At 43.6% G+C, this 13,134-nt stretch carries 10 protein-coding genes and 1 riboswitch; of the genes, 9 read left to right on the top strand and 1 reads right to left on the bottom strand.

Going from position 1 to position 13,134, the window contains the following annotated elements; all coding sequences use genetic code 11:
* The first annotated feature begins 39 nt into the window (after window positions 1-39).
* From B5X77_RS21650 to B5X77_RS21625, 5 genes are all read left to right on the top strand, one after another.
* Window positions 40-795 carry a hypothetical protein gene (locus B5X77_RS21650; RefSeq protein ID WP_079509969.1) on the top strand — a complete coding sequence of 252 codons (756 nt, stop codon included), beginning with the start codon at window positions 40-42 and terminating at the stop codon, window positions 793-795.
* Window positions 796-831: 36 nt separating this feature from the next.
* Window positions 832-1,758 carry an FTR1 family iron permease gene (locus B5X77_RS21645; RefSeq protein WP_079509968.1) on the top strand — a complete coding sequence of 309 codons (927 nt, stop codon included), beginning with the start codon at window positions 832-834 and terminating at the stop codon, window positions 1,756-1,758.
* Window positions 1,759-1,867: 109 nt separating this feature from the next.
* Complete coding sequence (locus B5X77_RS21640) at window positions 1,868-3,352, top strand: glycosyltransferase family 39 protein (protein ID WP_079509967.1); 1,485 nt, start codon at window positions 1,868-1,870, stop codon at window positions 3,350-3,352.
* Window positions 3,345-5,117, top strand: a complete 1,773-nt coding sequence (gene uvrC / locus B5X77_RS21635) for an excinuclease ABC subunit UvrC (protein WP_079509966.1) — start codon at window positions 3,345-3,347, stop codon at window positions 5,115-5,117. The genes B5X77_RS21640 and uvrC overlap by 8 nt, the downstream gene beginning before the upstream one ends.
* Window positions 5,118-5,186: 69 nt before the next feature.
* Window positions 5,187-5,364, top strand: a riboswitch (Lysine riboswitch).
* Between the two features lie 159 nt (window positions 5,365-5,523).
* The gene (locus B5X77_RS21625) at window positions 5,524-6,756 is read left to right on the top strand and encodes an aspartate kinase (RefSeq protein ID WP_079509964.1); all 1,233 of its coding nucleotides are present in this window, start codon (window positions 5,524-5,526) and stop codon (window positions 6,754-6,756) included.
* A 1,296-nt stretch (window positions 6,757-8,052) separates the two neighbouring features.
* On the opposite strand, the gene B5X77_RS21620 is transcribed toward B5X77_RS21625, so the two are convergent.
* Entirely contained in the window at window positions 8,053-8,505 is a 453-nt protein-coding gene (locus B5X77_RS21620; protein ID WP_079509963.1) for a YslB family protein, read from the bottom strand.
* 455 nt (window positions 8,506-8,960) lie between these two features.
* Here B5X77_RS21620 and B5X77_RS21615 point away from each other — a divergent pair, with 455 nt between their 5' ends.
* From B5X77_RS21615 to B5X77_RS21600, 4 genes are all read left to right on the top strand, one after another.
* Entirely contained in the window at window positions 8,961-9,569 is a 609-nt protein-coding gene (locus B5X77_RS21615; protein ID WP_079509962.1) for a succinate dehydrogenase cytochrome b558 subunit, read from the top strand.
* Between the two features lie 108 nt (window positions 9,570-9,677).
* Complete coding sequence (gene sdhA, locus B5X77_RS21610) at window positions 9,678-11,435, top strand: succinate dehydrogenase flavoprotein subunit (RefSeq protein ID WP_079509961.1); 1,758 nt, start codon at window positions 9,678-9,680, stop codon at window positions 11,433-11,435.
* 5 nt (window positions 11,436-11,440) lie between these two features.
* Window positions 11,441-12,202 carry a succinate dehydrogenase iron-sulfur subunit gene (sdhB, locus tag B5X77_RS21605; protein WP_079509960.1) on the top strand — a complete coding sequence of 254 codons (762 nt, stop codon included), beginning with the start codon at window positions 11,441-11,443 and terminating at the stop codon, window positions 12,200-12,202.
* Between the two features lie 280 nt (window positions 12,203-12,482).
* A complete protein-coding gene (locus B5X77_RS21600; protein WP_079510344.1) occupies window positions 12,483-13,058 on the top strand; it encodes a class D sortase in 576 nt (191 codons plus the stop codon).
* Window positions 13,059-13,134: the final 76 nt, after the last annotated feature.

The following is a 13,134-nucleotide window of genomic DNA, read 5'->3' as shown; positions in this document are numbered from 1 at the left end:
TAATCATTATCATTATCATTGTAGGAGGGAAAACGACTAATGAAAAAAACTATATTTTTTTGTTTTTCATTGATATTCATTCTCAGCAGCAGCATTCCGATGACAGCCAGCGCATATTCATATGGTGACCCCAATGAAGAGAAAGTCGCTGAGGTCTATAAGGAGATGCAGCTGAAACTTGATGAGGACCCTCCAAACTTCTCGGCAGCAACGTCTCTGTTTGAAACAGTAAAAGAAGAAGTTGATATGCACATGGGACCTGAGCCTGGAGAAGTCATTATGGAAAGCTTGAATGATAAGGATAAAGAAGCCACTATTGACAATATGGAGAAGCTTTTGGTTTTGAATATTGCAAGAAGGCTTGAGAGCATTGAAAAGAGTTTTGAGGAGTATGATACTTCTAAAAAACTTCTTGCCAAAGGCTTTGCTACATATCAGGCGCTGTCGCCAAACGTGGAAGCAAAAGATCCTGAACTTGATAAACAAATTAAAGCGGACTTTGATACAGCACTTGAAGCTTTGGGGAATCCCGGACTTTTTGGAGTCGGGAAGAAGCCATCTGACATTGAAACTTTTAAAACAACAAAAGATGAAATTTTAAAGGCTTTGCAAAAGCAATTCAATCTTCCCAGCCTTGAAGTAGGACACTTCTCTGACACAGGCGAGGAAGTTGCTGCAACAGGCAAAAAGGACTGGACCGACTTGTCGAATTTGCGAAATTGGATTCCTTTGGTCCTGATTGTTGCTGTCCTTGCTGCTTTAGTGATAATTGGAATCAGAAAAAGAAGATCTTAAAATTACGATGACACCTTGGAGAGGGGAGAATCAGCAGTGGAAGTACAAGCATTATTGATCACTTTTCGTGAAGTATTGGAAGCGTTATTAATCATTGGCATCATTACAACATACTTAAAGAGGACTGGTAATCCAAAGTATACCAAGTATGTTTGGCTGGGCGCAGGCCTTGCTGTTCTTGCAAGTATAGGAGTAGCCATTCTGTTTCAGGTAGTCTTCACTGGATTTGCCGCAATGGGCAGTGAGATTTATCTGAAAATCGGAATCATGGTTGTATCGACTGTCCTTCTAACCCAGATGGTATTCTGGATGGCCAGCCATAGCAAAGACCTAAAGGGCAATATGGAAGGAAAAATGAATAAATTTATTTCCACTGGAAATATCATTGGAATGGTCATCCATTCATTCCTAGTAGTATTGCGAGAAGGAATTGAAACTGTATTCTTCTTCGCTGCGATCACTGGCGGGAATATCGGTGCCGCGATGCAGGGTTGGGGAGCGATAACAGGAACGATAATTGCAGTAGTTGTATCTTACATGTTCTTTAAAGGTACAATGAAGGTTAAGCTTAAAACATTCTTCCAAATCACTGGAGCATTCATCATCCTGATTGCAGCAGGTTTGCTGGTCCAGGCGATTTCTATGATGCAGGATATAAATTTGATCGGCAGTGTTATGTACCATGTTTATGATATTACCTGGCTGTTGCCGGAACATCCGATTGACCATGCCCATTATTTGCGGGACCATGGTGTCGCTCCGTTGCTGTCAGGAGATGTAGGAATCTTCCTGAAGGCTTTATTCGGATATTCATCAATGCCTTCCATTGAAGAAGTCATTGCGTATATTGGATACTTCACGGCAATTTACCTCTTTACCTCATCACGCAGCAGTAAAGTGAAAGCTGCCGAAAACAAAAAGGCAGAAAAACAGGTGAACGTGCTCAACCCACAAGTAAAATAAGAACTTTTGTGAGGTATTATGATCCTCTCTCCAGAAAAAGTACAGGGAAATTCCTTGTACTTTTTTCATACCTTAAAATAATTTTTTGAAAGTTAGTTGGTGAAGATAAATGGCTTCTGAAAAAGTGAACAGGGTAATAGTACTTGGACTGAGTATGATTGCGGTTCTTTATATTTTTGCTGTCCAGTTAAATTCACTGAATCCATTCGTTTCATCATGGGATCAGGTGGATTTTGCCCTTGCCCTTGAAAGGTACGACATAAGGGCGATGCAGCCGCATTTTCCAGGATATCCGTATTTTATCTTAGGTGGCTTGCTCACCGAAAATATTGTGCACAATCCAGGTCAGGCCCTGGTGGCATTCAATGTACTATTTTATGCAAGCTCAATCATACCCGTTTACTTTCTTTCATCAAGAGTTGTAGAAAAAGAGAATGCTTTCGTTGTGGCAGCAGCTATTTATACAGCCAGCTTTCCTTTGATTATCGTCAATCAGCCGATGTCTGAAGGAGCAGCGCTTGCCGCATTCTGGTGGTACTTCTGGAGCATAGTGGCAGCTGAATCTAGAGATTCGGGGAAATGGATGCTCCTGCCGTTGTTTTTATTCAGTGTGCTTTTAGGGATCAGATTGAGTTATATTCCGATGGGAATCGGGCTCATTTATCTTTTTTATAAAAAATGGACCAAACAACAGCTGAATTTGCCTGATATTCTTAAGTTTTCGGCCATTGCTGGCCTGTTTCAGCTAATTTGGGTTGCCGGGATCATTTTAACAGAAGGAAGCCTTGGCAATTTCCTGGAGCTGGCATTCGGATTCACCGGCGGCCACTTTCAGGAATGGGGAGGCACTTCGATATCGAATGAACTATCCATACTGGAAAGGCTGCAAGCATTTTTGTTTACCAACATTTTATGGTGGGGAATATTTTCACGAACAGCTGTTTTGATGGTATTATATATACTTATCGGTATATTCATTTTTATGCCGGCTCCCAAAAGCAGGATCTTGAAGCATAGCACTGTCCGATTAGGTATATTGCTGATGCTTGCTTATGGCGGATGGGCGCTTTTTGCCCAGAATATCGAGAAGCCAAGGCATATATTGCCCCTTGCGCTGCTGCTGGTGTTTCTCTGCTTGATTGTTTTTTTAAAAAAGAGAGCATTAGGTTTTGCCAGATTTCTTGCTGTAGCCGTAATCATTGCCCAGGCAATTATTTCATCAGGCTATGTGCAGGAGCAGGCCGAGTCATCACCGGCTGTTTATCAGCTCGCAGATTATCTCGAGGGGCAGACCGGCGATTTTGTGCTATACACTTGGGAGGAAACACGAGTGCTTCAGTTCCTGGAAATGCCCTTTGCGCATAAGCGAATCTACACCTATAAAATATTCCTTCATGACCAGAGTTTATATGAAGGGAAAAGCGTTTATCTAACCAATAGTGTAGTTGACGGCTTCCGTTCCCAGGGGTTTAACCTTCAAGGGAAGATTGAAAAAATAAAAACATTTAAATCAAATGAGATTTTCGATCCAGTCTATCATGAGATTGTTTTATATAAATTGGACACCGTAACAGGAGGTGAATCGCATGAATGAGCAAATTAAAAATAAGCTTGCTCTTCTCCCTGCACAGCCAGGATGTTATTTAATGAAGGACAGGCAGGGAACCATCATTTATGTCGGGAAAGCCAAGGTCTTGAAAAACAGGGTGCGTTCCTATTTCACCGGATCGCATGACGGCAAAACGCTTCGGCTTGTCAATGAAATCGAGGACTTTGAGTATATTGTCACCTCTTCCGATATGGAGGCACTGCTTCTTGAGATCAACCTGATCAAAAAATATGACCCGAAGTATAATATCATGCTCAAGGATGATAAGAGCTATCCCTTCATCAAGCTTACGGCAGAGCGCCATCCAAAGCTGATCATTACCCGGAAGGTCAAGAAGGACAGCGGCAAATATTTTGGACCGTATCCTAACGTACAGGCGGCAAATGAGACGAAAAAACTGCTCGACAGGATTTATCCGCTCAGAAAATGCTCGACTCTGCCTGACCGAGTCTGTCTTTATTATCACATGGGCCAGTGTCTTGCACCATGTATCAAGGAAGTCAGCAAGGAGGAGTACAAGCAGATTACCGATGAGATTGCCAGGTTCCTGAATGGCGGTTACAAGGAAATCAAGGAAGATCTGACGGCCAAAATGGCAGCTGCTGCCGAAGACCTGGATTTTGAACGGGCGAAGGAATTTCGCGACAAGATTGCCCATATCGAGGCGACGATGGAAAAGCAGAAAATGACCACGACAGATTTTACCGACCGGGACGTTTTTGGTTATTCTGTCGATAAGGGCTGGATGTGCGTCCAGGTGTTCTTTATTCGCCAGGGAAAACTGATCGAGCGGGAAGTATCGATGTTCCCAATCCATAATGAACCTGAGGAAGATATCCTGACGTACCTAGGTCAGTTTTACTCAAAAAATGAGCATTTCAAGCCAAAAGAAATATTGGTGCCCGAAAGCGTCGATCTGGAAATGGCTGAGGGCTTGCTTGGTGTAAAAGTCCTTAAGCCACAGCGCGGCAAGAAAAAAGAGCTTGTCCATTTGGCTTCCAAAAACGCGCGTATTGCTCTGGAAGAAAAGTTCTCGCTGATTGAGCGTGATGAGGAAAGGACCATCAAGGCAGTTGAAAACCTTGGAAAGCAGATGGGAATCTACACTCCACATCGAATCGAGTCTTTCGATAACTCGAATATCCAGGGAACTGACCCGGTTTCCGCAATGATAGTATTTATCGACGGCAAGCCTGAGAAAAGGGAATACAGGAAATACAAGATTAAATCGGTTAAAGGGCCGGATGATTACGAATCGATGAGGGAAGTCGTGCGCCGCAGGTATACCCGCGTATTGAGAGAGGCTTTGCCGCTGCCCGATTTAATCATCATCGATGGCGGTAAAGGACATATTGAGTCGGCACGGGATGTCCTCGAGAATGAATTGGGGCTCGATATTCCGATTGCAGGTCTTGCCAAGGATGACAAGCACAGGACCTCACAGCTGCTCTATGGCAATCCATTGCAGGTAATCGAATTGCCGCGGAACAGCCAGGAGTTTTATCTGCTGCAAAGAATTCAGGATGAGGTCCACCGTTTCGCAATCACCTTCCACCGCCAGTTGAGGGGGAAGAGTGCTTTTCAGTCCATACTCGACGATATCGATGGCATTGGAGAGAAACGCAAGAAAGCTCTTTTGAAGCATTTCGGTTCAGTGAAAAAAATGCGCGAGGCCACTGTTGAAGAACTAGCTGCGGCAGGACTGCCAGCAAATGTAGCACAGGAACTATATCAGAAATTACAGAATTAAGGTAGCATTCTATTTTTTTGTATGCTATAATAATAAAAATTTCATATTGTTATCACTTTAGAGTATTAAAGTGAAGATAGAGGTGCGAGCTTCAAGAGTAAAATCCCGGAGAATTATAGGATTCGAGGAAGGGTTTTGAAAGGGGATGTTCGCCGAAGTGAGGGAATGCCTATCGATTTTCTCGCTGGTCCTTCGTTGAATAAACGCAGGATTGTCAAGATTGCCATCTTGGAGTGCTATCTCATGTTGCAGCGTATAAAAACGTTTATCAAGCAATGGGAGCCACTTCCATTGCTTTTTCTGTTTTTATGGCTCTTTTTTTTAAAGGCCAGGGGAAAATACATATGCGGAAAAGCCATGAAACTCTTTAAGAGGCACAAAACAGTAGAAGAGGCAGGGGAAACTTATGGGATTGATTGTACAGAAATTCGGCGGAACATCGGTTGGCAGTGTTGAAAGAATCAGGAATGCTGCTTTAAGGACAGCAGAAGAATTAAAGAACGGAAATAATGTAGTTGTCGTGGTATCGGCCATGGGAAAAACGACCGACCATCTTGTCGACATGGCGAATGATATTTCCAAGACGCCATCCAAAAGGGAAATGGATATGCTCCTTACGACTGGAGAGCAAATTACAATTGCACTCTATTCTATGGCGCTTTCACAAAGCGGAATTGAGGCAGTTTCCTTTACAGGCTGGCAGGCTGGGATCAAAACCGAGTCCGTTCATGGCAATGCCCGGATAATTGATATTGATACTGACAGGATTTCCAAAGAGCTGAAGTCAGGAAAGGTAGTGATTGTCGCTGGATTCCAGGGAGTAACGGATGATGGGGAAATCACGACACTTGGCCGCGGAGGATCAGACACCACTGCAGTTGCTCTTGCAGCCGCATTGAAGGCAGACAAATGTGATATTTATACAGACGTAACCGGAGTATTCACGACCGATCCTAGGTTTGTAAAAAGCGCCAGGAAGTTACTGAGTGTTTCCTATGATGAAATGCTTGAACTGGCAAATTTGGGGGCAGGAGTGCTGCACCCGCGTGCGGTCGAATTTGCCAAGAACTACGGACTGCCTATTGAAGTAAGATCAAGCATGGAAAAAGAAAGAGGCACCATCATCGAGGAGGAGAATGAAATGGAACAAAATCTAATTGTACGCGGAGTGGCATTTGAAGACAAAATCACTAGAGTATCAGTCCTTGGGGTGAGCACTTCCTTAAAAGGGCTTTCTACGATTTTCACGACACTTGCACAAAATCAAATCAATGTCGATATCATCGTCCAAAGCCGGACAGAAGCAGGAACTGCCAACATTTCATTCTCCATCAAGAGCAATGATCTGCCAGAAACACTGGATGTACTGGAGCGTAATAAGGAGACCCTGAACTATCAGGCAATCGAATCAGAAACTGGCCTTGCAAAGGTGTCAATCGTAGGATCCGGCATGGTATCAAATCCGGGGGTTGCCGCGAAGATGTTCGAAGTCCTCGAAGGAAACGGCATCCAGGTGAAAATGGTCAGCACTTCCGAAATCAAAGTTTCCACAGTCGTAAGTGAAAAACAAATGGTAACCGCCGTTGAGTCGCTTCATGAAGCATTTGAGCTGTATTCAGGAGCGGTTAAGACGAATTAAGCAGGTAAAATAAGCTTTCCCGGCTGGGAAAGCTTTTTGTTCAGATATTGACGCTGACTCTTGTTCGGGTGCAAGAGGAGACAGCGCTTCAGTCCATCGGTATGAGCCATCCGGAAGGAAACGAGAGAGCAGACGGTCACATAAGGGAAACATGTGCCCGAAAAGTGGAGGAACAAAAGGTTTCGGTAACAAGTAAGAGGAACATGTGCCGAAAAAGTGGATGAGCAAATGAGTTCGGTAACAAGTATGAGAAACATGTGCCCGAAAAAAGGAGGAGCAAAAGGGTTCGGTAACAAGTAAGAGGAACATGTGCCCGAAAAGTGGAGGAGCAAAAGATTTCGGTAACAAGTAAGAAGAACATGTGCCCGAAAAGCAGAGGAGCAAAAGATTTCGGTAACAAGTAAGAGGAACATGTACCCGAAAAGCGGAGGAACAAAAGATTTCGGTAACAAGTAAGAAGAACATGTGCCCGAAAAGCGGAGGAGCAAAAGATTTCGGTAACAAGTAAGAGGAACATGTGCCCGAAAAGCGGAGGAGCAAAAGGTTTCGGTAACAAGTAAGAGGAACATGTGCCCGAAAAGTGGAGGAGCAAAAGATTTCGGTAACAAGTAAGAGGAACATGTGCCCGAAAAGTGGAGGAACAAGTAAGAGGAACATGTGCCCGAAAAGTGGAGGAGCAAAAGATTTCGGTAACAAGTAAGAAGAACATGTGCCCGAAAAGCGGAGGAGCAAAAGATTTCGGTAACAAGTAAGAGCAACATGTGCCCGAAAAGTGGAGTGACAAATGATTTCGGGAACAAGTATGAGGAACATGTGCCCGAAAAGTGGAGGAGCAAAAGATTTCGGTAACAAGTAAGAGGAACATGTGCCCGAAAAGTGGAGGAACAAAAGGTTTCGGGAACAAGTAAGAGGAACATGTGCCCGAAAAGTGGAGGAGCAAAAGGGTTCGGTAACAAGTAAGAGGAACATGTGCCCGAAAAGTGGAGGAGCAAAAGATTTCGGTAACAAGTAAGAAGAACATGTGCCCGAAAAGTGGAGGAACAAAAGGGTTCGGTAACAAGTAAGAGGAACATGTGCCCGAAGATTAGTATGTGCCTCTAAATTGGTCATTGTATCAGTATGGAGGGCAAACAAAATGTATTGCGCTAGAAAAACCGTAATAGCTCAAATTCCAGCCACAATAAAAAGGTTACTGCGACCGAATTTCGAAATTTTTTCCAAATTCGTGCGCAGTAACCCTTAAGATAAAGCTGGCATTATAAAACAGTATCTTGTTAAAGCTTCTGCTTTTTCCATTCACTCTATAATATCAGTCTTATCCCACTTGATTGTGAACAGGATTTTCAATGATTTTTTATTCGGGTGTTCGAAGGCTTCTGCTGTTACTTTTTTCTGGTGTTCAATTTGCTGGGCGATGAATCCCGCTTCGAGCTGGAAGGTTGCGTTTGGATTTTTTTTGAGTCGGGAGGAAATCAGTTCGCTGCTGAGTTGGAGCAGCATTTCTTTTCGTGATTCTTCTTTGACGGTGAGATGACCCCAGCCCGCTTCCAGGAAAAAGTGGATCGTCTCCTCCAGGCTTGATAATGGATATTTGCGCGCGAGCCTTTTGCCGGCCCAGTAAAGGATTTCAGGTGTGTCTTTGCCGAGCAGTTCCGCTAAAAGCTCGTCCCTGATCAATTCATATCCGAAAGCAGAAACAGCAAGAGGCTTGCTTTCGGTCTTTTGTTCAGAAGTTGTTGTTTCGCTCATGTTCTCCCCTCTTTCTATTAATCTATTATAAACAATTTGCCAAGAAAACAACCGGCGATGGTAAAAATTAAAGACTGTTAAATTTTGTTTCCTTAAAGATTTTATAATTTTTTTCCATGTTTATACCATACCCGTAACTTGGAATTTCAAAAATTTATTTTTTTAAATGGTTGTAAAAGGGCAATAGTGTTATTTTAATATAACCTTTCAGGGCTTGGAATGATTAAAAAGTGGGATTTTTACAATACCAATATATTTTAAAAATTTTATTTATATAAGCATTTTTATGTATCCGTTTTCTTGACGCTCTATTATGATGGGAGTAAAATGAACATGTCACATAATTGTAAGAAATACTTATTTTTTTTTGATGTTAGGTTTAATCAGTCTCTTAGGTTAATAGGGATGGGGAGAGAAGCCTGGACATCACGGCCAAATTTCAGGGGGGTATACTTATGGCAGGTAGACAAGAGTTTTATTGGCGGAGGCTGCATTCTTTACTGGGTGTTATTCCAGTAGGTCTATTCCTAACGCAGCACCTTGTAGTAAACCATTTTGCTACAGGGGGAGAAGAATCATTTAATAACGCAGCACATTTTATGGAGCAGTTGCCTTTCAGGTACTTTCTAGAAATCTTCATTATCTTCTTACCATTATTATTCCATGCAATTTACGGTCTATATATTGCTTTTACAGCTAAAAACAATATAGGCCAATATGGCCATTTCAGAAACTGGATGTTCATGCTCCAGCGTGTATCCGGGGTCATCACATTGGTCTTTGTGGCATGGCATGTATGGGAAACACGTATTGCCGCAGCCTTTGGTGCAGATGTTAACTTCCAGATGATGGAGACTATTCTATCAACTCCATTCATGCTATGGTTCTATTTAATTGGTGTAATTTCTACCACTTTCCACTTCGCAAACGGATTATGGTCTTTCCTCGTAAGCTGGGGAATCACTGTTACACCACGTTCACAAGTGATTTCTACTTATATCACAATCGGGGTTTTCATTGCGCTTTCCATTGTTGGAGTCCGCGCGATCCTGGCGTTTGTATAAGCTCATTTCTGAAATAAATGAACAAATAATGTGCAGCTTAGGCTGAGAAATAGAATTACTTTTTTAGGGATATGAAAGACAGACTTGGATTTAAGGGAGTGAGTCACGATGAGTAAAGGTAAGGTTATCGTAGTCGGCGGCGGTTTGGCTGGCTTAATGGCTACTATAAAAGTTGCAGAAACAGGAACTCCTGTTGAACTGTTTTCTCTTGTGCCGGTAAAACGTTCCCACTCTGTTTGTGCACAGGGCGGAATTAACGGCGCAGTAAATACAAAAGGTGAAGGTGACTCTCCTTGGGAGCACTTTGATGATACAGTTTATGGCGGTGACTTCCTTGCAAACCAGCCGCCTGTAAAAGCAATGGCTGAAGCAGCACCAGGAATCATCCACCTTCTTGACCGTATGGGTGTAATGTTCAACCGTACACCTGAAGGATTGCTGGACTTCCGCCGTTTCGGAGGTACACAGCATCACCGTACAGCATTTGCTGGTGCGACAACTGGACAGCAGCTTCTTTATGCTTTGGATGAGCAAGTCCGCCGCCATGAAGTGGCTGGTTTGGTCACAAAGTATGAAGGATGGGAATTCCTTGGAATAGTTAAGGATGAGGAAGGTGTCTGCCGCGGGGTGGTAGCACAAAACCTGACTTCAATGGAAATCAAATCATTTGCTGCTGATGCCGTCATCATGGCAACTGGTGGACCTGGTATCATTTTCGGTAAAACAACGAACTCAGTAATCAATACGGGTTCAGCTGCTGCAATCGTTTATCAGCAGGGCGGATATTATGCTAACGGAGAATTCATCCAGATTCACCCAACGGCAATTCCTGGTGATGACAAACTTCGCCTAATGAGTGAATCTGCACGTGGAGAAGGTGGACGAGTATGGACTTACAAGGACGGTAAGCCTTGGTATTTCCTTGAAGAGAAATATCCAGCTTACGGAAACCTTGTGCCTCGTGATATCGCTACACGTGAAATCTTCGATGTGTGCGTAAGCCAGAAGCTCGGCATCAACGGCGAAAACATGGTATATCTTGACCTTTCACATAAGGATCCTAAAGAGCTTGACATCAAGCTTGGCGGAATCATTGAAATTTATGAAAAATTCATGGGAGACGATCCAAGAAAAGTTCCTATGAAAATCTTCCCTGCTGTTCACTATTCTATGGGTGGACTGTGGGTTGACTATGATCAGATGACAAATATTCCTGGCCTGTTTGCAGCTGGTGAAGTAGATTACTCACAGCACGGTGCGAACCGTCTTGGGGCCAACTCCCTGCTGTCTGCAATCTATGGCGGAATGGTCGCTGGTCCTAACGCAATCCGTTACATCAATGGCCTTGAAAAGAGCGCGGATGCTGTTTCTTCAGTTCTGTTTGATGATGCTGTCAAAATGGAACAGGAGAAGTGGAACAATGTAATGTCATTGGATGGAACAGAGAACGCATATGTCCTTCACAAAGAGCTTGGCGAATGGATGACAGACAATGTCACAGTTGTTCGTTACAATGACAGACTGAAGAAAACAGATGAGAAAATCGTTGAATTGATGGAGCGTTACAAAAATATCAATATTAATGATACAGCTAAATGGAGCAACCAGGGCGCCGTATTCACACGTCAGCTTCAAAACATGCTCCAGCTTGCCCGTGTTATCACGATCGGCGCATATAACCGTAATGAAAGCCGTGGAGCTCACTATAAACCGGAATTCCCTGACCGTAACGATGAGGACTTCCTGAAAACAACAATGGCGAAGTTTGTTGATGCTAACTCTGCGCCAGCATTCCATTATGAAGATGTCGATACTTCATTAATCCAACCGCGTAAGCGAGATTATTCCAAGAAGAAAGGGGAGTAATAAGCATGTCAGAGAAAAGAACTGTCCGTTTTATCATCAGCCGCCAGGATACTCCTGATTCAGCCCCTTATCAGGAAGAGTTTGAACTAGATTACCGCCCAAATATGAATGTGATTTCCGCGCTTATGGAGATACGCCGTAATCCTGTTAATGCAAAAGGAGAGGCTACTACTCCAATCGCATGGGATATGAACTGCCTTGAAGAGGTTTGTGGTGCTTGCTCAATGGTCATCAATGGGCGTCCGCGCCAGTCATGTTCTGCGCTTGTAGACCAGCTGGAGCAGCCAATCAGACTGGAGCCTATGAGAACATTCCCGGTTGTCCGTGACCTGCAGGTTGACCGCAGCCGCATGTTCGATTCACTGAAGCGAGTTAAAGCTTGGATTCCTATCGATGGAACTTACGATCTTGGACCGGGACCTCGTATGCCTGAGAAAAAGCGCCAATGGGCTTACGAACTATCCAAGTGCATGACATGCGGTGTGTGCCTTGAGGCTTGCCCGAACGTAAACAGCAAGTCTGACTTTATCGGACCGCAGCCATTGTCACAGGTTCGCCTGTTCAATGCTCACCCAACTGGTGCTTTGAACAAAGGAGAACGACTTGAAACGATCATGGGAGACGGAGGACTTGCAAACTGCGGTAACTCCCAGAACTGTGTTCAGTCATGCCCTAAAGGCATTCCGTTGACTACATCAATCGCTGCCTTGAACCGTGATACAACATTCCAATCTTTCAAGAACTTCTTCGGAAGCGACCAAGTATAAAGAAAAGCGCAAGCGCCTTGGTCAGCCCCAATAAGCGACTCGAGCTGCTCAAAGCTAATGCTTCTCGCAAGATACTTGAGGAAGCCAACTCCAGGATGAAAACTGGCTAGGCGCTGAACTTGGACAATAATCTAAGGGTAAAAAGCTATTCTTTATAAAAAATACAGCCTCCTTTTCCATTTGGAAGAGGAGGTTTTTTCATTTTAAAAAAGTGCTTTTTATACAAGAGGGCATCTTGGTATACTGATACTAAAGACTTAATCAGGAGCGGTATATGAAAATACCAAAAATATTGGCTATTGTAATTATCCTCAGCGGGATCGTCATTCTCACCATTGGTGTGTTCCAATTATGGGATATCAAACGCCAGGAGATGATTTCCCTTGCAGCCGCCAGAGATTTAGTTAAAGATAATCATCTGAAGATGAAAAAGGAAGAGTTCAAGCCAGATACTGGCGATGCATCAGGATTGCTGGTAATCCCAAGAATTGAAGCGGAGCTGCCGATTGTAGAAGGGACGGACCCGGATGATCTGGACAAGGGAGTAGGCCATTATAAAGACTCCTTTTACCCGGATGAAAAAGGGCAAATCGTCCTCTCAGGCCATCGTGATACAGTTTTCCGAAAAGCAGGTGACCTGAAATTGGGGGATCATTTGACAATGAAAATGCCTTATGGGGACTATACATACGAAATCATTGCAACAAAGATTGTAAGTGCTGAAGACACTAGCATCATTACTCTCCAACATACTGAAGAAGAACTTATTCTGACCACCTGTTACCCTTTCAATTATATAGGCGATGCTCCTTACCGTTATATCATTTATGCCAGGAGGACAGCTGAGGGCAATTAATCTAGCAAAAAACCAGGAAGGGCCAAAAGTCCTGGCTGGTTTTCTTTGTGCGGGAGTATGGTAACTATTTTAATAT

The organism is Mesobacillus jeotgali, from assembly GCF_900166585.1.
Classification (GTDB): domain Bacteria; phylum Bacillota; class Bacilli; order Bacillales; family Cytobacillaceae; genus Mesobacillus; species Mesobacillus jeotgali_A.
This window is presented reverse-complemented; position numbering and strand designations above follow the sequence as displayed.

Excerpts from the sequence above, each read along its gene's own strand:
- B5X77_RS21650 (WP_079509969.1), top strand. The coding sequence starts at position 40 with ATGAAAAAAACTATATTTTTTTGTTTTTCATTGATATTCATTCTCAGC.
- B5X77_RS21640 (WP_079509967.1), top strand. The coding sequence starts at position 1,868 with ATGGCTTCTGAAAAAGTGAACAGGGTAATAGTACTTGGACTGAGTATG.
- uvrC (WP_079509966.1), top strand. The coding sequence starts at position 3,345 with ATGAATGAGCAAATTAAAAATAAGCTTGCTCTTCTCCCTGCACAGCCA.
- B5X77_RS21625 (WP_079509964.1), top strand. The coding sequence starts at position 5,524 with ATGGGATTGATTGTACAGAAATTCGGCGGAACATCGGTTGGCAGTGTT.
- B5X77_RS21620 (WP_079509963.1), bottom strand. The coding sequence starts at position 8,505 with ATGAGCGAAACAACAACTTCTGAACAAAAGACCGAAAGCAAGCCTCTT.
- B5X77_RS21615 (WP_079509962.1), top strand. The coding sequence starts at position 8,961 with ATGGCAGGTAGACAAGAGTTTTATTGGCGGAGGCTGCATTCTTTACTG.
- sdhA (WP_079509961.1), top strand. The coding sequence starts at position 9,678 with ATGAGTAAAGGTAAGGTTATCGTAGTCGGCGGCGGTTTGGCTGGCTTA.
- sdhB (WP_079509960.1), top strand. The coding sequence starts at position 11,441 with ATGTCAGAGAAAAGAACTGTCCGTTTTATCATCAGCCGCCAGGATACT.